Genomic DNA, 18,779 nt, shown 5'->3' with positions numbered 1-18,779 from the left:
TGCGGCCGAGCGGCTTGGGATCGGCTGCTTGAACGGTTGGTCTCATATAATGGCTTGAGCGTGGCAGTTCAAAGGGTTTTATAATGTTATAAGATCACATCGTTTGCGCGGCGCAGACGAGCCGTATTTACCGCAGCTGAGTGATGTCGAATGCATCGACATCACTGAGCAGTTCCACCAATCCTTTGACCGCATGCGCGATCAGTGCCTCACCCTTTTGCGCCGTCGCAGCCGCGGCGTTGCCCGCCACGCCTTTCGTGTTGAGATCCGACATCTTCCAGCCGAAGGCGTGCGGCCCGTAGGCGCGCAGATGCTTGAAGCGCCCGGCGAATTCCGTCTGTCGCGAGGGAAAGTCCGCCGCCTTCGCCATATCAACCTTGTCGGGATGAAGCGCCAGCATCACCGAGGTCTCGATATCGCCGCCATGAATGCCGATCGCCTTTTCCTCCGACGTGATCACGCCATCCGGCACGCCGAAGCGGGTCCAGCTCGTTGCCACCGCCAGCATGGCAAAGCGGACCCGCGCCTCGGTCGCGACGATTGATATGACGGACGAATTGCCGCCATGGGCATTCAGCATCACGAATTTACGGATGCCCTGCTTCGCCAGGCCTTCGGCGATGCCGAGCCAGCGGTTTACCGCTTCGTCGAAGGCAAGCGTCTTCGTTCCTTCAACGTCCATATGCTCTATGGAATAGCCGATGGCTTCGGCGGGCAGGAAGGTGACCGGCAGGCCGGCGGGCAAGGCTATCTTCAATCGCCCGGCAATGCCTTCGGCAATCAGCGTGTCGGTTTCGAAGGGCAGGTGAGGGCCGTGCTGTTCATGGGCGCCGAGCGGCAGCACGGCGATCAAGCGGCGCCCGTCAGGTGCAAAGGCCGGGTTGCCGTCCTCGAAGCGCGGCGAAGGTGTCATCATCCGGTCGTTACCTCTTGTTTATGACGAGTTCCTGCGCAATGTCATATCGCAGCGGCGTCGGGGCTTAAAGATCAAAGGGATGGCTATGGGAAAGAAGCGCAAGGACGGCAAAAAGAACAAGTCCAAGAAGAAGGACCAGACCGAGTATACGCTCGTCGATCTCTCCCCGGCTCTGACCCAGGCGGCGCGTTCCATGCGGACGGTGCTGTCGCGCAACCTGCTGGAAAGCGGCCTTTATGCCGGCCAGGATGGTGTCATTCTGTTGCTTGCCGAGAGCGATGGTATGACGGCCGGCGGCCTTGCCCAGAAGCTCGGCGTCAAGGCGCCGACGATGACGCGCACGATCGGCCGCATGGAGGCGCAGGGCTTTCTCGAGCGCAAGCCCGATGCCGAGGATGCACGCCTGACCAAGGTCTACCTCACCGACCTCGGCCGTGGCAGTGTGCAGGGGATCGAGATGGCGGCTTCGGCCTGCGACATGCTGGCGACGCAGGAGTTCTCCGAGAAGGAAATTCGCAATCTCGTCCGTCTGCTGAAGGCGATCGATGCCAATCTGCAAGCCGAAGCCATTCATATCGAAGAACCGGACGAAGACTGAAATTTCCCCGAAAGACGAATTGCTTCCACCGATTAAATCTTTTAATTAAACATTTTAAGGGCCGCGCCGGTTTGACGGCGGGGTCTTGCTGCTTACGTGCTGCCTGGAGGAGGACACGTGGTCCAGAAGATCAAGCTTTCGACTATTGCCGAAACGCTCGGCATTTCAACGGCGACCGTATCGCTAGCCTTACGCGACAGTCCGCTCGTCGCCGGCAATACCCGGGAGAAGATCAAGGAGCAGGCGCGCGCGCTCGGCTATATCTACAATCGCCGTGCCGCCAGTCTTCGCACCTCGCGCTCCGGCATCATCGGCGTCGTCGTGCACGACATCATGAACCCCTTCTATGGGGAGATCCTGAAGGCGATCGAAAGCGAGCTCGACCGCAGCCGCCACACCTTCATCCTTTCCAACCATTACGACAATGTCGAGAAGCAGCGCACCTTCATCGAGACGCTCCTGCAGCTCGGCGGCGACGGCGTCATCATGTCGCCGGCGATCGGTACGCCGCCTGAGGACGTGCAGCTGGCGGAAGACAACGGCATGCCGGCGATCCTCGTCGCTCGCTCGATGGAAGGGCAGGACCTGCCGACCTATCGCGGCGACGACAGCTATGGCATCTCGCTTGCCACCAACCACCTGATCGGTCTCGGTCATCGCTCGATCGCCATGATCGGCGGCACGGACCAGACATCCACCGGCCGCGATCGCTACCAGGGTTATGTCAACTCGCTGCGCAAGGCCGGCATCGAGGTCGATCCGAACTTGCGTATTCCCGGTCCGCGCTCGAAGCAGGGCGGTTTCGAGGCTGCAGTGCATTTCCTTTCGCTGCCGCAGAAGCCGACCGCAGCCGTCTGCTGGAACGATCTCGTGGCCATCGGCCTGATGAACGGCATTGCACGCGCCGGGCTAGTGCCGGGACGCGATATTTCCGTCACCGGTTATGACGATCTCGAGGAGGCCTCGATCGCCACCCCAGCGCTGACGACCGTCTGGAACGGTCAGGCCGAGGTCGGGCGCCTGGCCGCCCGGGCGCTGCTCGATCGCCTTGCCGGCAGTCATGAGCCTGATGGCATGCATCTGATCAAGCCGGAAATGCGCATTCGCCAGTCCACCAGTCCCCATCGGCCCCGCGCCTGAACCACGACCGCCATCCAAGAGGAAAAGCCATGTCCCGCATCGCCATTCTCGTTCCTGGGAAGATACATGAGCGTGTTCTCGAAAGGCTGAAGGATCGTTTTGAGATTATTGCCGTCGCACGCGAGGAGAAGCTTGCGCTGGACGGCGAGACCGCCGGCCGCATCCGCGGCGTCGCCGTTTCCGGCTCCTTCCCGGGCGCCTGGATGGAGCAGCTGCCGCATGCTGAAGTGATCGCCAATTTCGGTGTCGGTTATGACGGCGTCGACGTGAAACACGCTGCCGAAAGAGGCATCGTCGTCACCAATACGCCTGATGTGCTGAACGACGAGGTCGCCGATACGGCGATCGGCCTGCTACTGAACACGGTCCGCGAATTGCCGCGGGCCGAAGCCTGGCTGCGTGCGGGCAACTGGAAGCCGGGCACGGCCTATCCGCTGTCGCGCTTCTCGCTCAAGGGCCGCCATGTCGGGCTCTACGGCCTTGGCCGCATCGGGCTCGAAATCGCCAAGCGGCTGGAGCCGTTCAAGGTGAAGATCAGTTATCACACGCGTTCGCGCCATGCCGACGTGTCCTACGATTATCACCCGACGTTGAAGGGGCTGGCGGAAGCGGTGGACACGCTGATCGCGATCGTTCCGAAGACGCCGCAGACTCACAAGACGATCAATGCGGATATTTTGGCAGTACTCGGCCCTAACGGCATTCTCGTCAATGTCGGCCGTGGCTGGACAGTGGACGAAGGCGCGCTGAGTGCCGCTCTTGCCTCCGGCGCGCTCGGGGCAGCCGGCCTCGACGTCTTCTATGAAGAGCCGACAGTACCGGCCGACCTGCTGGAACCGACCAATGCCGTGCTGCTGCCGCATGTCGCCTCCGCATCCGTGCCGACGCGCAATGCGATGGCCGATCTCGTCGCCGACAATCTCATTGCCTGGTTCGAGAAGGGTGCGGCTTTGACGCCGGTGCCGGAGACGCCGCAGAAGGCTTAGGCGCGGGTTGGTTCGGCGGACGATGCTTGCTGCCAAGCAACAGACATAGCGCTTCGCGGGCGCCTGGAATCAGGCGATCGCCTGCGCGGAGATGACCGGCATCTTGGCAGCGGCATAGGCGCGGACGGCGTCGCCGAAAGCGGCGAACAGCTGGTTCGAGGACTTGTCGGTTTCAGCCCAGTATTCCGGATGCCATTGCACGCCGACGGCGAAAGCCTTGGCGTCGATAACGGAAACGGCCTCCACCGTGCCGTCCTCGGCGATCGCTTCCACCTGCAGGCGTGGGGCGGTTCTGGCGATTGCCTGGCGATGCAGGGAATTCACGCGAATCTCGCCCGGACCGAGAATGCCTGCGATGCAGGAACCTTCCTTGACGTGGACGGTCTGGCGAATGGCGTACATGCCGTCCCGGTCGACGCCTTCCGGCCGGCGATGGTCCCAGATGCCGGGCTGCTCCTGGATCTCGCTTGCCAGCGAGCCGCCGAGGGCGACATTCAGCTCCTGGATGCCGCGGCAGATGGCGAGCAGCGGGATGGCGCGGTCGACGGCGCGGCGGATGAGCGGCAGGCTGGTGGCGTCGCGGGCGGGGTCGAAGGGGCCGTCCTTGTCATTCGCCTCGGCACCGTAGAGGGAGGGATGAACATTGCTGGCCGAACCCGAGACCAGCAGGCCGTCGACGCGGTCGAGGATCGCGTCGGTATCGTAGCCCTCCTCGAAAGCGGGGATGATGAAGGCCATGACACCGGATGCGTTTAATGCGGCGCGCAGATATTGATGCTGCACGGCATGCCAGGTCACGCCGTCGAAGCTACGGATATCGGCAGGAATGGCAACGATCGGTTTCGTCATATCAGCCCCGGTCAAAATCTTTATTCTTGTCGTTTCTTCCGCCTGAACGGCCGTCAAGTCAACGCTTGGCTGTATCAGGCGGCCAAATTGCGACGGAAGCGGCGCTCTGCCTTTCCGGTTTACCGCTAAGCCGCTGATTCTGATGGATACGTGCGCGTTGCCTTATTGCCGTCTTGATGCCAAAGGCTAATAGACTAAAGCTTGAATCGCGGCTTGCGCCATGCTTAGCTTTGCCCTGCTGCGGGTAGGGGTGAGATTGGCCGCGCAGTGTCATCTATATGGGAGGTTTTTGATGGATCGTCGTTCGTTTTTCAAGAAGGCGGGAACCGCCAGCGCCGGTGCGGTTGCCGCAACGGCATTGGCAGCGCCTGCGATCGCGCAGGACAATCCGAAGATCGCGTGGCGCATGACGTCGTCGTTTCCGAAGAGCTTGGATACGATCTATGGCGGAGCCGAGGATATCGCCAAGCATGTTGCCGCCGCGACGGATGGCAATTTCACGATCCAGCCCTTCGCGGCCGGTGAAATCGTGCCCGGCCTGCAGGCCGTCGATGCCGTTGCCGCCGGTACGGTTGAGGCAGCCCACACCACTTCCTATTATTTTGTCGGCAAGGACCCTACCTATGCCATCGGAACGGCCATTCCGTTCGGGCTGAACAGCCGCCTGACCAATGCCTGGTACTATGAAGGCAACGGCAATAAGCTGATGAACGAATTTTATGCCACACAGGGCATGTATGCGCTGCCGGCAGGCAATACCGGTGCGCAGATGGGCGGCTGGTTCCGCAAGGAAATCAACACGCTCGATGACCTCAAGGGTGTCAAGATGCGCATTGCCGGTCTCGCCGGCCGCGTCATGGAGAAGGTCGGCGTCATCCCGCAGCAGATCGCCGGCGGCGACATCTATCCGGCGCTGGAAAAAGGCACGATCGATGCGGCGGAATTCGTCGGCCCCTATGATGACCTGAAGCTCGGCTTCCACAAGGTGGCGAAGTACTACTATTATCCGGGCTGGTGGGAAGGTGGCCCGACGGTGCATGGGTTCTTCAATCTCGAAAAATGGAGCAGCCTGCCCAAGCATTATCAGGCAGCGCTGACCGACGCCTGCGCTTTCGCCAACACCAACATGCTGGCGAAGTACGACACGAAGAACCCGACCGCGCTGAAGCAGCTGGTCGCAGAAGGCGCGACGCTGCGCCCGTTCAGTCAGGAGATCATGGAAGCCTGCTTCCAGGCGGCGACGGGCATCTACAGCGAAATTTCGGGCACGAACCAGTATTTCAAGAAGATCTACGACGACCAGACCGCCTTCAAGCGGGATGCCTATCTCTGGATGCAGCTGTCGGAATACACCTTCGATACGTTCATGATGATCCAGCAGCGGGCCGGGAAGCTTTAAGGCTTTCCGCCGGCAGGCTCGGGGCTTCAGACGAATGCGATACCAGAACCCCGGATTTCCGTCCGGGGTTTTGTTTTTGCTGGACTATTTTGCCGGTGGCGGCGGTGCTCCCGGCAGGCCGTTCAGTGGCGGCAGGGTCAGGCCAGGGATCTGCGGTGAGCCATTGCCGCCGCCGCCCATCGGCGGCAGGCCGAGCTGGCCGCCGAAGCCCGGGACTTCGATCTTGATCGAGTTCGGGTCGACCTTCGGACCGTGATCCAGCCAATAGGTTACCGATTGCGGCCAGAAGATCACGATCGCCACCAGGATCAGCTGCATGCCGACCCAGGGGAGGGCACCCATGTAAATATCCGAGGTCTTGACGTCCTTGCTGGCGATCGATCGCAGGTAGAAGAGCGCGAAGCCGAAGGGCGGGTGCATGAAGCTCGTCTGCATGTTGACGCAGATCAGGACGCCGAACCAGATCAGGTCGATGCCGAGACTGGAGGCGACCGGTGCGAGCATCGGGATGACGATGAAGGCGATCTCGAAGAAATCGAGGAAGAAGGCGAGCACGAAGATGAAGATGTTGACGAAGATAAGGAAGCCGACCGGGCCGCCGGGAATGCCCGACAGCATATGCTCGATCCAGCGCGAGCCGTCCATGCCCTGGAAAACCAGGCTGAAACAGGTGGAGCCGATCAGGATCATCACCACCATGGAGGTGATGTGCGTGGTCGATGCCATGGCCTCGCGGATCAGCGGCCAGGTGAGGCGCCGGTTCATGGCGGCAAGCAGCATCGCGCCGACGACACCGAGCGCGCCTGCCTCTGTCGGCGTCGCAAGGCCCATGAAGATCGTGCCGAGCACCAGGAAGATCAGGACGATCGAGGGCACCATGCCCATCAGCACTTTCACGAGCAGCGCCCAGTTGAAGTCGCCGCGCACCTCCTTCGGCAGCGGCGGCATCGATTTCGGCCTGATGATCGACAACACCAGGATGAAGAGCACGAAGATCGTCACCTGCAGGATCGAGGGGCCGATCGCGCCGAGATACATGTCACCGACCGACCTGCCGAGCTGATCGGCAAGAACGACGAGCACCAGCGAGGGCGGGATCACCTGGGTGATCGTGCCCGAGGCGGCGATGACGCCGGTGGCAAGGCGCGGATTGTAGCCATAGCGCAGCATGATCGGCAGCGAGATCACCCCCATGGTGATGACGGAGGCGGCTACCGTTCCGGTGATCGCGCCCAGCACGGCGCCGACGAGGATGACGGCATAGGCGAGGCCGCCGGGAATGCCGCCGAAGAGTTTGCCGGTGCCTTCGAGCAGATCCTCGGCAAGCCCGCAGCGCTCCAGTATCGCGCCCATGAAGGTGAAGAAGGGGATGGCGAGCAGGAGGTCGTTGGAAAGGATGCCGAAGAAGCGCAGCGGCAGAGCCTGCAGGAAGACTTCGCCGAAATGGCCGGTGACGATGCCGATAATGCCGAAAAACAGGCCGACGGCGGCCAGCGAAAAGGCGACCGGAAAGCCGTAGAGCATGAAGATGACCATGCCCAGGAACATGGCCGGCGGGATGATGCCGAAATCAAACAAGTCCGTTTCTCCCAGCCCGCGCTACTGCAGCGGTTTTTCGTATTTTGTATCGATGCTGATATGGCCGGTAACGGCTGCGATCCGCTTGATCAGTTCGGAAACCCCCTGAAGGGAAAGCAGCGCGAAGCCGGCGACGAGGATCAGCTTGACGGGCCATCGGATGAGCCCGCCGGCGTTGCCCGATATTTCTCCCTGCTGGTAGGACAGTGCGAAGAACGGCCAGCAGATCCAGGTGAGGAAGACGCATGCGGGAAGGAGGAAGAGGATGAGGCCGACGATGTCGATCCAGATCTTCGCCCTGTCGGAAACCGAACCATAGATCAGGTCGACGCGGACATGCTCGTTGTTGCGCAACGCATGCGAGGCGCCGAGCATGACGACGAAGGCGAAGAGATACCACTGGATCTCGAGCCAGCCGTTCGAACTGTAGTTGAAGGCATAGCGGACGATGGCGTTTCCGGCGCTGATCAGACAGCAGAACAGCACCATATATTCGGAAATTTTGCCTAGGAACTGACTGATCGAATCGATCAGCCGGCTTGCTGCCAGAAGTACCGACATTCGCCTCCCCTGTTCTTGTCCTGCCGGTTTTCCGGCAGCTTTTCCCTCTTGCAATCGATGTAGACCACGGCCTTTGAAATTGGAAGGATAAATGCCTCGCGTTGGAGTATAGTCTTAGATGCACCGGCCCCGCGCTATGGCCATCAAATATTTCGACAACCCAGGCGTGGATAAATTATTTCAATAATCTCGCCAGTAGGCTGTATTAACGCGCGTGAGCTGTGCGGTTCATCCTATGGTTTTAGAAAATTTGACCAAATGTTTGATTCCATTGAAATCAATTTTTAAAGGGTTGGGCTTAGAATTCCCGCGCACAGGGAAAGTGTGGATGAAGCCAGATAACCCGAACAGGGTCCCTTTAGATGTGTATCTGTCGTTTGTGAGTTCCCTTTCCGGGAACCGCATGACGCTGCTTGCTGGCGTGATCGTGCATGTTGCGACCTGCCTTGCCGTTGCTGCCAAGACGCAGTCCTTCGTCTACATCCTGCTGTCGGTCGCCTTCCTCCTGGTCTTCTGCGTTCGCATGGTCGTCTTCCGGCAGTTCGATCGCGTCGACAAGGAGAGCCTGTCGCACGTCGGGATCGAGCGTTGGGAAAGGATCCTGGTTGCGGGTGCGGCCTGCACCACCGCACTGCTTGGCATCGCCAGCGGATACGCCATCTTCGTGGTCCACGATTCCTTTGCGGAACTTGCCTGCATTGCCGTCACTATGGCGACCATGGTTTCCGTTGTCGGCCGCAATTACGGTTCGCGCCTGGCGGTCGACCTCCAGACCTTCTCCTGCTGTCTGCCGATGATCGTCTGCAGCCTGTTGGCGCTGGATTTCTATCGTGGCCTGCTGTCGATCTTCCTCATTCCGTTCTGGCTGACGACGCGGGCCATGGCGAACGGCGTGCGCGAGTTCCTCTATGAGAATGTCATCGCGCGCCGGGAAATCACCATCATCGCCGACCGCTTCGACACGGCGCTCAACAACATGCCGCATGGCCTGGTCATGGTCGATGCCGAAAACCGTATTCAGGTCGTCAATCGGAAGGCCTGCGAGCTTCTGAAGATCGGTGCGCCGGAGCGGTTGAAGGATCGCGAACTTGGCGCCGTGCTGCGCTACGGTGCGCGCTACAGCTTCATGGACGCCTCGCAGCCGGAGCTTATTCTGCGCCAGCTCACCCAGGTCGCCGAAGGCAACCTATCGCGGACGCTCATTCATTTCCCCGAGGGCCTGTCGCTCGAATTCTCGGCCAGCCGAAGGGCCGACGGCGGGGCCGTGTTGATCTTCGAGGACGTGTCGAGCCGGGTGAAGGCCGAGCAGAAGATCATGCACATGGTCCGCTTCGATGCGCTGACCGGCCTGCCGAACCGCGAATATTTCGGCCAGCTGGTGCAGGAGTATCTCGCCAAACATCAAAGGAAGTCCGGGCCGCTCGGCTTCATGGTCCTCGATATCGACGAATTCAAACATGTCAACGACATGCGCGGCCACGTTACGGGCGACCACCTGCTCTGCGCCATCGCCGCCCGCATCAAGCAGGCCTCCGGCAACGCCATCCTCGGCCGGTTGATGGGAGACCAGTTCATCCTGTTCTTCCCGCATGCCAAGGAACCGGCTTCGCTCGACGTCGAGATCCGCCGCGTGCACGCCGCAATCCAGGGCAATTACGCGGTCGACGAGCTGACCTTCCTGGTTTCGCTCAGCGCCGGCTACGCGATTCTCGAAAGTGCCGCGTTTGCGATGGATGAATGGAGCGTCAAGGCGGATCTGGCGCTGTTTGAAAGCAAGTCGCGCTTCAAGGGCGGCATATCAGGCTTCGAGCGGGAGATGGATGGCCGCTATATCGAGCAGCAGAAGCTGAAGGCGGATCTGCGCGAGGCTGTCTCGGCGCAGGCGTTGCATCTCGCCTTCCAGCCGATGTTCCGGTCCGACGGATCGCGGATCGAATGCGCCGAGGCGTTGGCGCGCTGGGTTCATCCGGAGAAGGGCTCGATCCCGCCCGACGTCTTCATCCGGCTCGCCGAGGATATGGGCATCATCTCCGACATCACCCGCTTCGTCCTGTTCAAGGCGTGCAGCGAATGCATGAACTGGCCCGAACATATCGCCGTCTCGGTCAATCTCTCGGCGCGGGATCTGCGCGATGCCGATATTCTTTCGGTGGTCGCCGAAGCACTTGCCCATTCCGGCCTCGACGCAGCGCGGCTGCATCTCGAAGTCACCGAAAGCTGCCTGATCGACGAGCCGGCGGCCGTGCGCGCCATCCTGGCGGAGCTCAGGGCCCGCGGCATCACCATCGCTATCGACGATTTCGGTACCGGCTTCTCCAGCCTCAGCTATCTCGACACGCTGCCGCTCGATATCGTCAAGATCGATCGCTCCTTCGTGCGCAACATCGTCGAGGATAGCCGCCGCCTGAAGCTGCTGCGCGGCACGGTCCATCTCGCCCGCGAACTGGGCCTGAAGATCGTCATCGAAGGCGTCGAAACCGAGGAACAGCTCGCACTGCTCAACAAGCACCGCAGCGCCGATCTTGTTCAGGGCTACGTTTTCTCGCCGCCCGTGCCTTCCCAGAATATCCCGCTGTTGCAACACGGCATCGGCCGCCGCGTCGTGCAACGCCGCCGCAGCAAGGTCGCCTGAGCGGTCTCAACGGACAGTTTTCCCCCTGAAGAGCGCGTTCCGCGTTAACCTTAACGATTTAAAAACGGCCGAAATTATCGGATTTCCTTGCCTAAATGTTGCTGGCGTATGATTAATGATCCGTTAACGAGCGGATCGAGAAATGTCAGAGACACTGTTCAAGCGTAGTGATTTCAGCACAAAAATTTTGGAAGTTTTGGATCATGTCGAGTATCGCCGCGTCGAAAGCAGCGAAGACATGGAGCAGGTAGAACGGTTGCGCTACAAGGCCTATAAGGCCCATGACGTGCTGGCGCTCGCCCCGAAAGGGCTGCTGGACGACAGCGATTTCGACAGCCACGCCTATATCTTCGGTCTGTATTATTATGGGGAACTGGTCAGTACGATCCGGGTTCATTATGTGACACCGGAACATCGTCTCAGTCAGTCCGGTGGCGCCTTTCCCGAGGCGATGGATGAACTTCTGGATGCGGGGCTGACCTTGATCGATCCGGCGCGTTTCGCAGCCGACCCCGAACTCACCGCCGATCTGCCGTGGGTTCCCTATCTGACGCTAAGGCCCACCATCGTGGCGGCGGCGTATTTCCGTGCCGACCGCGTTCTTCAGTTCGTTCGGCCGCCGCATGCGGCCTTCTACAAGCGGGTCTTTTATGCCGATACGGTCGTGCCCGGCCGGCTGGCGAAAAATTACGGGATCGACATGACGCTGATGGCGACGAATGTGATCGAGGTCGGACGAAAGCTGCTGACGCGCTATCCCTTCTTCATCTCCAGCGCCAGCGAGCAGCGCATGATGTTTTCGCGCAATCCCAACGACACCTTGCCGCCGCTCACCATCATTCCGACGGCGCGTTTCGTGCCGCAAGGCGAACTCGGCACCGACCTGCCGCTGTAATTTGCCCTCGTCCCCGACGGCGAGACGATCTTCGCCGGCGCAAATGAGGTGGACGACGGACGCAGGCGATATCGGCCGTCCTCAGGTCATATTCCGGGCCTCTGACATGGCGGTTGCCACACGCGCCTGCGGCATTCTCATGCATTGCGCTTTCGCCTGTCATTGTGTAATCCCTGCACGTAGGGATTTCCCTCGCCTAGAGGGAAATTAGGCAGCGCAGAGGCATTTCAGGGAGACGATATTTATGGCCGAACATCATACCGGACCGGTCGAGACCGGCGCGCCGATGGATTACAAAGAACATGAAAAGACCTACGACATGTTCATCGCCGGCGCGAAATACGGCTCGATGCTTCTCATCGTCCTCCTGCTTGCGATGACCGCCGGTTTCTTCGGCGGCGCCGGCCTTCTTGGCGGCCTCTTCGTCTTCATCATTCTTCTCGCCGCCGGCATCTTCCTGTTCCGCTGACCGCGTGGATTCAGAGGGTCAGAGCGTCCTTTGTGCGTCCGAAAGGACGCGCGGCGCTCTGAGGGGAGGAGAGCTTCTCCGAAGCTTTGTGAATTAGATGCTTGGCCCGCGCAGGGGAGCCTGCGGCGGTCTGGCTGACCCGGAGGAGGGGGCAGTTGGGCAATATCGTTTTCGTTGCAAGGGAAATCACGGGCGAGGAGACACGTGTCGCCGCCTCCCCCGAGACCGTGAAGAAGATGAAGAGTTTCGGCTTCGACGTCATCGTCGAAGCCGGTGCTGGTGCAGCTTCACGCATTCCGGACGGAGAATTCGAGACCGCGGGTGCCAGGATCGGCAGTTTTGCGGATGCAGCCTCCGCCGACGTGGTGCTGAAGGTGCGCCGGCCCAGCGGATCGGAAATCTCCGGCTATAAAAGCGGCGCGGTCATCATCGCCATCATGGATCCCTACGGCAATGACGAAGCGATCGCGGCTTTGGCAAGCGCGGGGCTTTCGGCTTTCGCGATGGAACTGATGCCGCGCATTACCCGCGCCCAGTCTATGGATGTACTTTCGTCCCAGGCCAATCTCGCCGGTTACCAGGCCGTCATCGAGGCGGCGGCGGTTTATGACCGCGCCATGCCGATGATGATGACGGCGGCCGGCACCGTGCCGGCCGCCAAGGTCTTCGTCATGGGCGCCGGCGTCGCGGGTCTTCAGGCGATCGCGACCGCGCGCCGCCTCGGCGCGGCGGTCTCGGCCACTGACGTTCGGCCCGCCGCCAAGGAGCAGGTCGCCTCGCTGGGCGCCAAGTTCATCGCCGTCGAGGACGAGGAGTTCAAGGCGGCGGAAACGGCCGGCGGCTATGCCAAGGAAATGTCCGCCGACTATCAGGCGAAGCAGGCGGCTCTGGTTGCCGAACACATCGCCAAGCAGGATATCGTCATCACCACCGCGCTGATCCCCGGTCGTGCGGCGCCGCGGCTCGTTTCGCACACCATGCTCGCCTCCATGAAATCAGGTGCGGTCGCCGTCGACCTTGCGGTCGAGCGCGGCGGCAATATCGAGGGTGTCGTCCCCGGCGAGATCGCCGATATCGAAGGCGTCAGGGTGATCGGTTTCGCCAACATGCCGGGCCGGGTTGCGGCCAGCGCCTCGGCGCTCTACGCCAAGAACCTCGTCACCTTCCTCGAGACCATGGTCAACAAGGAAACCCGGAGCGTCGTCGTCAATCTCGACGACGAGCTGGTCAAGGCGACGATGCTGACCTATGCCGGCGACGTGGTTCATCCCGCCTTCGGCGGCGCGAAGAAGGGAGACATCTGATGGCCAGTGAAGCAATGGACAGAGCGCTGGAGCAGCTCGACCAGGCGGTGACCGCCGTCATCACGGCGGCGGCCCAGGCACCGGAAGCGGCAAGTGCTGCGACCGGCGGGGCGATCGATCCCTTCGTCTTCCAGCTCGCCATCTTCGTATTGTCGATCTTCGTCGGCTATTACGTCGTGTGGTCGGTGACGCCGGCGCTGCATACGCCGCTGATGGCCGTCACCAATGCGATCTCCTCCGTCATCGTCGTCGGCGCGCTCCTGGCGGTCGGCATCTCGACCAGCGGGCTTGCGACCGGTTTCGGCTTCGTGGCTCTCGTGCTCGTCTCGGTGAACATCTTCGGCGGCTTCCTCGTCACGCAGCGGATGCTTTCGATGTACCGCAAGAAGGACCGGTGAGGACTGATGACCAATATCGCAGCCTTCCTCTACCTCGTCTCCGGCGTGCTCTTCATCCTGGCGCTGCGCGGCCTGTCGCATCCGGCCACCAGCCGCAAGGGCAATCTCTACGGCATGATCGGCATGGGGATCGCGATCCTGACGACGCTGGTGCTGGCGACCCCGAATTTCGGCGGCTTCGTGCTGATCATCCTTGGCCTTGCCATCGGCGGCAGCGTCGGCGCCTATGTCGCCCGCACCATCCCCATGACCTCGATGCCGCAGCTCGTCGCGGGTTTCCATTCGCTGGTCGGCCTTGCCGCCGTGTTGGTCGCGGCCTCCGCGCTCTACACGCCTGCTTCCTTCGGCATCGGCGAGATCGGCCACATCCACACCGAGGCGCGCATCGAGATGGCGCTCGGCGTGGCAATCGGAGCGCTGACCTTCACCGGCTCGATCATCGCCTTCCTGAAGCTTGACGGACGCATGTCCGGCAAGCCGATCCTGCTGCCCTATCGGCATGTGATCAATGCCAGCCTGCTGGTGCTGATCGTGCTCTTCATCATCGGGCTTGCCGTCACTGAAAGCCATTTCGACTTCTGGGCCGTCGTGGCGCTGTCGCTGGCGCTCGGCGTTCTGCTGATCGTGCCGATCGGCGGGGCCGATATGCCGGTCGTCGTCTCGATGCTGAATTCCTATTCAGGCTGGGCCGCGGCCGGCATCGGCTTCACGCTCGGCAATCTGGCGCTGATCATCACGGGCGCGCTCGTCGGTTCTTCCGGCGCGATCCTCTCCTACATCATGTGCAAGGGTATGAACCGTTCCTTCGTCTCCGTCATCCTCGGCGGTTTCGGCGGCGAGACGGCGTCTGGCGGACCTGACACATCAGATAGGACGGTCAAGCTCGGCTCGGCCGAGGATGCGGCTTATCTGATGGCAAACGCATCGAAGGTTATCATCGTGCCGGGATATGGCATGGCGGTCGCCCAGGCCCAGCATGCGCTGCGCGAGCTCGCCGACAATCTCAAGAAGAACGGCGTCGAGGTGAAATATGCGATCCACCCCGTGGCGGGCCGCATGCCCGGCCACATGAACGTGTTGCTCGCCGAAGCGAATGTTCCCTATGACGAGGTTTTCGAGCTCGAGGACATCAACTCGGAATTCGCCCAGGCCGACGTCGCCTATGTCATCGGTGCCAACGACGTCACCAATCCGGCGGCGCGCGACGACAAGACCTCGCCGATCTACGGCATGCCGATCCTCGACGTCGACCGGGCAAAGACCTGCCTCTTCGTCAAGCGCTCGCTCGGCTCGGGTTATGCCGGCATCGACAATACGCTGTTCTACAAGGATGGTACGATGATGCTGCTCGGTGACGCGAAGAAGATGACCGAGGATATCAACAAGGCGATCGCGCACTGATCGACGCAGATACAGCCGCCCTTCGGGCGGCTGTTTGATTCATGCGGCAGGCCACTGCTGTCTGCCTTGGCCGGGCCGGACGCTTTCGTCAGGTCTCCCCCGGCACGAGCGTCATCTTTTCGACGCCGATCGCGAGGTTCAGGCCTTCCTGAGCCTGGACGTTCAATGGCTGCAGCATGAAGGCCTTGTTATTGCCGCCGGCGATGACCTTGGCGCCGGCCCCTGCACCGATGCTCGCATCGGCACCGATCCCGTAATATTCGCCGGCAAGGGCGAATTGCGGAATATCCGTCCCGGTCTTTGCCAGCACCTGCCAGATCATGACGCTCTTGCCGGTCTGACCGATATCGAGGCCGAATTTCTCGATTTTGCCGGCATAGACCGCCTTGGCGCCGCCAGCCGCCGGCGTATAGGTGCAGATGAGGTTCTTCTGCGAGGTGACGATCAGACCTTGGCCGCCATCCGATCCGCAGACAAGACGGCCAAGCGCGACATAGTTTTCCGCGCCCGCCGGGCTCCCCCAGGCAGCGGCCGCCAGTGCCGCGGCTGCGATCATCGTTTGCTTGAACATGGTCTTTCTCCTTTGGAACGACCTGTCCGAAACGGGTGGAGGTAGCGAATGTTCCGGGCGCGGATTCAAACTTAGCGCGTCTGAAGAGACGCGCGGCGCTCTATTCCCGCTCCAGCGTGGCGCGCTGCGCCGTCAGCACCCATAACAGGCCTTCGGGCCGGAAATCGATCTCAACCGTGCCGCGAAAGGCGGAGGCGGCATGGGCTTTGATAACGGTCGTGCCGAAGCCCGAGCGCGATGGCTGCTCGGTGACCGGCGGGCCGCCTTGCTCTTCCCAGGTGAAGCGGAGCAGGGCATCCGGCTTGTCTTCGTCCTTGACGTCGCGCCATGCGAAGCGGACCCGACCTTGCGGTACGGAAAGCGCACCGTATTTCACTGAATTGGTGGCGAGTTCATGCAAGGCGAGGCCGAGATTCTGCACGGCATCCGGCTTTAGCACGAAGTCTTTACCGCTGATGTCGATCTGCTCGCGCGATTGCGGGAAGGCCTGCAGATGGATATCGACGACCCGTCGCAGCGACACGCCTCCCCATTGTTCGCTGGTCAGGAGCTCGATCGAACGCACCAAACCCTCGAGCCGGTCGGCGACGGCGGCGCGAAAGGACTCGACGCTGTCGGACTGCTTGGCGAGCTGGCGCATCATTGCCTGGGCAAGCGTCAGAAGATTCTTGGTGCGGTGGACGAGCTCATGCATGACGAAACGCAGCCGGTCCTCGGTCTGGCTACGATCGAAAGAGGCATTCGAAAGGGCAATCGCCACCTGGTTCGCCTCGATGACGCTGGTGTCGACTGGCGAGACGATATGGCCTTCGCCCATGCGGTTCGCCATGTCGGCGATATCGCGGATGGTGGTGCGCACCTGTCTTGCGACGGCATAAGCGCCTAGCACGGCGACGAGCACCAGTGCCACGCCGCCGATGATGAGGAAACGCCAGGTGCTGAGGATCGACGCCTGGGCGATCGGTCCCCAGATCACCGTCTTCCACGACCAACCGGGAATTTGGGCATAACCGAGGAGCATGTGCGGCAGGATTGTCTCGTCTTGGAAGACGCCGCGGGACACGGTGAGCGCCGGCAGAATGCGCGGGTCGAAGGGCGTGCCGGGTTCGAGGTTGGCAGGGCCGGTGGCCGCGACGACGTGGCCGCTCTCATCTATGACGGCGGCCGACCAGCCGGGCGCAAGGCCCTCGGTGGTCACGAGCTTGCCAAGATCCTTGGCGTCCTGCGTGATGATAAGGGCCGCGACCGGATCATTCTTCCGTGGCAGGGTGACGTTATAGACCCATTCGCCACTGGTCCGGCCGCGAAAGACGTCTGATGCCTCGATGCGACCGGAAGCCATGACCGCTTCGAGGGCTGTCATGTTCGCCGTCTTGCCAAGCGGCGTGCCGAACGCCCGGCGCGTGTTCAGCAACTGCTGGCCCGTGCGGTCGACGGCGATGACGAAAAGCGTATTGTCTCTGAGGGCCGTTTCCGTGCGCTCGTGGAAGGAGGCGAGATTGCCGTTTTCAAGTTCCGGCGAACTTGAAAGCAGCCGCAGGGTCGTCGCCATATCCTGAAGCTGGCGGTCGATGATGCGTGAAAGGGCAAGCGCATCCTGGGCCGTCTCGCGCTTCAGCGTCGAACGCTGGTTGTCCTCCAGCTGTAGCAGAAGCAGCGCCACGAAGGCGAAGATCGGCAGTGCGATCGCCACCGCCATGGCGACGAGGTAGGTTCCGATCGAGGCTTTCGGAAAGAACAGCGCGACGATCTTCATCTGTCGCAATTCAAAGTGTTACGGCGTCCTTTGCGCGTCTGAAAAGACGCGTCGCGCTGTAATACGCGTGGCCCGCAACGGGTTTCGCTTGCGGCCAGGAAAGCACAGATCCGCATCTCTCGCAAACCGCCCCCAAACGTTTTCGACCGCTCGATAGCGGGCTATCGAAGCAGGTCCATGTTAGGGGGAGCAAGAGCAGGTTGCAACATACTATGACAGGCCATCGACGACGACGGACGCTTTTCGGCGTCTCGTCTTAATGGCGGTGCGGTCGCCTTTGCGCCACGTCGCTTCCACCGCCTGGCGTGGCACGATGTCACCTCGATGATATCCAGAGCCGGAAGATTCGATTGAATCATCAGGACCTTTGCCGGCGTCCGATGGGTGGTGCGACCGGCAGGTGGCGGTTGCGGGCCGCCCGATGCTCAGGGCCGCCCAATCATATCTTTAGCCGGCTGGGGCGACGCCGACGCGGGCAAGGCCGTCGCGAGCCGGCTGGTATTTGGGGTCGAGGCCGATCGCGTGGCGATAGGAGCGGGCGGCCTTTGCCTTGTCGCCGCGGCGTTCGTAGACGAGCGCCTGGTTGGCCCAAGATTCGGCGATGTTGCCGTTGAGCTCGATTGCATGGTTGAAATCGGCAAAGGCGTTGTCGTCGTCGTTCAGCGCGATGTAGGAAATGCCGCGGCCATTATAGGGCTCGGGTGAATTCGGCGCGAGCGAGATCGCTTTCGAGAAATCGTCGATCGCCTTATCCTGCTGATTACGCTTCTGATAGATCAGGCCACGATTATGATAGGCGCGGCCATCGGTGGTGCCGAGCTGGATCGCCTTGTCGAAGTCGTTGAAAGCCTGATCGTCCTGGCCGGCCATCCGGTAGACATTGCCGCGACCGATATAGGCGACGTCGTAGCTCGGATTGATCTGCAGGGCGGCATTGTAGTCGCCAATCGCCTGGGCCTGCTGGCCCATATTGCGATAGACGAGAGCACGGTTGGCGTAAGCCTGGAAAAACCGCGGATTGATCTGCAGCGCCGTGTTGAAATCGTTCAAAGCCGGGCGGAACTGGCCGGCGCGGCCATAGGCGGAACCACGGACGTTGTAACCTTCCGGGTCCCTCGGATTGGCGTTGATAACCGCCGTCAGGGAAGCGATATTCTCTTCCGAACCCTGCGCCTTATCGATGCGGATCACGGCATCCGAGGTATTGGTCGTCTCGCAGCCGGCGAGGCCGAACATTGCCGCCAGCGCCAAAGCGGGCAGGAATGCCGTTTTCTGCAAGCGCAAAGCGCGGGACGGATTGAAGGTGTTGACAGCCATTCGGGCTCG

General features: G+C 61.4%; 17 protein-coding genes. 10 read left to right on the top strand and 7 right to left on the bottom strand.

Annotated features, from left to right (window positions below; genetic code table 11):
• Positions 1–127 precede the first annotated feature (127 nt).
• Complete coding sequence (locus tag U5G49_RS18835; RefSeq protein WP_112905185.1) at positions 128–916, bottom strand: creatininase family protein; 789 nt, start codon at positions 914–916, stop codon at positions 128–130.
• 85 nt (positions 917–1,001) lie between these two features.
• On the opposite strand from U5G49_RS18835, the gene U5G49_RS18830 reads away from it, so the two are divergent.
• The 3 genes from U5G49_RS18830 (at position 1,002) to U5G49_RS18820 (ending at position 3,640) form a co-directional block, all read left to right on the top strand.
• A complete protein-coding gene (locus tag U5G49_RS18830) occupies positions 1,002–1,514 on the top strand; it encodes a MarR family winged helix-turn-helix transcriptional regulator (protein WP_018243593.1) in 513 nt (170 codons plus the stop codon).
• A 117-nt stretch (positions 1,515–1,631) separates the two neighbouring features.
• Positions 1,632–2,654, top strand: a complete 1,023-nt coding sequence (locus tag U5G49_RS18825; RefSeq protein WP_003542973.1) for a LacI family DNA-binding transcriptional regulator — start codon at positions 1,632–1,634, stop codon at positions 2,652–2,654.
• 29 nt (positions 2,655–2,683) lie between these two features.
• On the top strand, positions 2,684–3,640 hold the full coding sequence (locus U5G49_RS18820; RefSeq protein ID WP_112905183.1) for a 2-hydroxyacid dehydrogenase: 957 nt from the start codon (positions 2,684–2,686) through the stop codon (positions 3,638–3,640).
• A gap of 69 nt (positions 3,641–3,709) precedes the next feature.
• Here the strand turns inward: U5G49_RS18820 and U5G49_RS18815 are convergent, their stop codons facing one another.
• A complete protein-coding gene (locus tag U5G49_RS18815) occupies positions 3,710–4,489 on the bottom strand; it encodes a gamma-glutamyl-gamma-aminobutyrate hydrolase family protein (protein WP_193444319.1) in 780 nt (259 codons plus the stop codon).
• A 292-nt stretch (positions 4,490–4,781) separates the two neighbouring features.
• On the opposite strand from U5G49_RS18815, the gene U5G49_RS18810 reads away from it, so the two are divergent.
• Positions 4,782–5,888, top strand: a complete 1,107-nt coding sequence (locus U5G49_RS18810) for a TRAP transporter substrate-binding protein (RefSeq protein ID WP_193444318.1) — start codon at positions 4,782–4,784, stop codon at positions 5,886–5,888.
• 84 nt (positions 5,889–5,972) lie between these two features.
• On the opposite strand, the gene U5G49_RS18805 is transcribed toward U5G49_RS18810, so the two are convergent.
• Positions 5,973–7,466, bottom strand: a complete 1,494-nt coding sequence (locus tag U5G49_RS18805) for a TRAP transporter large permease (protein WP_112905177.1) — start codon at positions 7,464–7,466, stop codon at positions 5,973–5,975.
• A gap of 21 nt (positions 7,467–7,487) precedes the next feature.
• Positions 7,488–8,027, bottom strand: coding sequence for a TRAP transporter small permease subunit (locus U5G49_RS18800; RefSeq protein WP_193444317.1), 540 nt, complete (start codon positions 8,025–8,027; stop codon positions 7,488–7,490).
• Positions 8,028–8,355: 328 nt separating this feature from the next.
• On the opposite strand from U5G49_RS18800, the gene U5G49_RS18795 reads away from it, so the two are divergent.
• From U5G49_RS18795 to U5G49_RS18770, 6 genes are all read left to right on the top strand, one after another.
• Complete coding sequence (locus U5G49_RS18795) at positions 8,356–10,659, top strand: putative bifunctional diguanylate cyclase/phosphodiesterase (RefSeq protein ID WP_193444316.1); 2,304 nt, start codon at positions 8,356–8,358, stop codon at positions 10,657–10,659.
• Positions 10,660–10,801: 142 nt separating this feature from the next.
• Entirely contained in the window at positions 10,802–11,554 is a 753-nt protein-coding gene (locus U5G49_RS18790; protein ID WP_003542957.1) for an N-acyl amino acid synthase FeeM domain-containing protein, read from the top strand.
• A 244-nt stretch (positions 11,555–11,798) separates the two neighbouring features.
• Positions 11,799–12,023, top strand: a complete 225-nt coding sequence (locus U5G49_RS18785) for an aa3-type cytochrome c oxidase subunit IV (protein WP_018243586.1) — start codon at positions 11,799–11,801, stop codon at positions 12,021–12,023.
• Positions 12,024–12,178: 155 nt separating this feature from the next.
• Entirely contained in the window at positions 12,179–13,327 is a 1,149-nt protein-coding gene (locus U5G49_RS18780; RefSeq protein ID WP_193444315.1) for a Re/Si-specific NAD(P)(+) transhydrogenase subunit alpha, read from the top strand.
• Entirely contained in the window at positions 13,327–13,725 is a 399-nt protein-coding gene (locus U5G49_RS18775; RefSeq protein WP_003542949.1) for a proton-translocating transhydrogenase family protein, read from the top strand. Before U5G49_RS18780 ends, U5G49_RS18775 begins: the two co-directional genes overlap by 1 nt.
• Before the next feature lie 6 nt (positions 13,726–13,731).
• Positions 13,732–15,126 (top strand): NAD(P)(+) transhydrogenase (Re/Si-specific) subunit beta, encoded by a 1,395-nt coding sequence (locus U5G49_RS18770; RefSeq protein ID WP_018243584.1) that lies wholly within the window; start codon positions 13,732–13,734, stop codon positions 15,124–15,126.
• Between the two features lie 88 nt (positions 15,127–15,214).
• Here the strand turns inward: U5G49_RS18770 and U5G49_RS18765 are convergent, their stop codons facing one another.
• The 3 genes from U5G49_RS18765 to U5G49_RS18755 all read right to left on the bottom strand — a co-directional run bounded on the left by U5G49_RS18765 (position 15,215) and on the right by U5G49_RS18755 (position 18,770).
• A complete protein-coding gene (locus U5G49_RS18765) occupies positions 15,215–15,697 on the bottom strand; it encodes a DUF992 domain-containing protein (RefSeq protein WP_193444314.1) in 483 nt (160 codons plus the stop codon).
• A 100-nt stretch (positions 15,698–15,797) separates the two neighbouring features.
• On the bottom strand, positions 15,798–17,453 hold the full coding sequence (locus U5G49_RS18760; protein ID WP_193444313.1) for a sensor histidine kinase: 1,656 nt from the start codon (positions 17,451–17,453) through the stop codon (positions 15,798–15,800).
• A 447-nt stretch (positions 17,454–17,900) separates the two neighbouring features.
• Positions 17,901–18,770 (bottom strand): tetratricopeptide repeat protein, encoded by an 870-nt coding sequence (locus U5G49_RS18755; protein ID WP_018446048.1) that lies wholly within the window; start codon positions 18,768–18,770, stop codon positions 17,901–17,903.
• Positions 18,771–18,779 lie beyond the last annotated feature (9 nt).

This window comes from Rhizobium indigoferae (assembly GCF_034554815.1).
GTDB classification, from domain to species: Bacteria; Pseudomonadota; Alphaproteobacteria; order Rhizobiales; family Rhizobiaceae; genus Rhizobium; species Rhizobium leguminosarum.
The sequence above is the reverse complement of the archived record's forward strand: the minus strand, read 5'-3'. Positions and strand labels throughout refer to the sequence as shown.

Bases quoted from the DNA above. Each gene is read 5' to 3' on its own strand.
- U5G49_RS18820 (WP_112905183.1), top strand. From the start codon at position 2,684: ATGTCCCGCATCGCCATTCTCGTTCCTGGGAAGATACATGAGCGTGTT.
- U5G49_RS18765 (WP_193444314.1), bottom strand. From the start codon at position 15,697: ATGTTCAAGCAAACGATGATCGCAGCCGCGGCACTGGCGGCCGCTGCC.
- U5G49_RS18785 (WP_018243586.1), top strand. From the start codon at position 11,799: ATGGCCGAACATCATACCGGACCGGTCGAGACCGGCGCGCCGATGGAT.
- U5G49_RS18800 (WP_193444317.1), bottom strand. From the start codon at position 8,027: ATGTCGGTACTTCTGGCAGCAAGCCGGCTGATCGATTCGATCAGTCAG.
- U5G49_RS18810 (WP_193444318.1), top strand. From the start codon at position 4,782: ATGGATCGTCGTTCGTTTTTCAAGAAGGCGGGAACCGCCAGCGCCGGT.
- U5G49_RS18795 (WP_193444316.1), top strand. From the start codon at position 8,356: ATGAAGCCAGATAACCCGAACAGGGTCCCTTTAGATGTGTATCTGTCG.
- U5G49_RS18775 (WP_003542949.1), top strand. From the start codon at position 13,327: ATGGCCAGTGAAGCAATGGACAGAGCGCTGGAGCAGCTCGACCAGGCG.
- U5G49_RS18830 (WP_018243593.1), top strand. From the start codon at position 1,002: ATGGGAAAGAAGCGCAAGGACGGCAAAAAGAACAAGTCCAAGAAGAAG.
- U5G49_RS18790 (WP_003542957.1), top strand. From the start codon at position 10,802: ATGTCAGAGACACTGTTCAAGCGTAGTGATTTCAGCACAAAAATTTTG.
- U5G49_RS18835 (WP_112905185.1), bottom strand. From the start codon at position 916: ATGATGACACCTTCGCCGCGCTTCGAGGACGGCAACCCGGCCTTTGCA.
- U5G49_RS18760 (WP_193444313.1), bottom strand. From the start codon at position 17,453: ATGAAGATCGTCGCGCTGTTCTTTCCGAAAGCCTCGATCGGAACCTAC.
- U5G49_RS18815 (WP_193444319.1), bottom strand. From the start codon at position 4,489: ATGACGAAACCGATCGTTGCCATTCCTGCCGATATCCGTAGCTTCGAC.
- U5G49_RS18770 (WP_018243584.1), top strand. From the start codon at position 13,732: ATGACCAATATCGCAGCCTTCCTCTACCTCGTCTCCGGCGTGCTCTTC.
- U5G49_RS18755 (WP_018446048.1), bottom strand. From the start codon at position 18,770: ATGGCTGTCAACACCTTCAATCCGTCCCGCGCTTTGCGCTTGCAGAAA.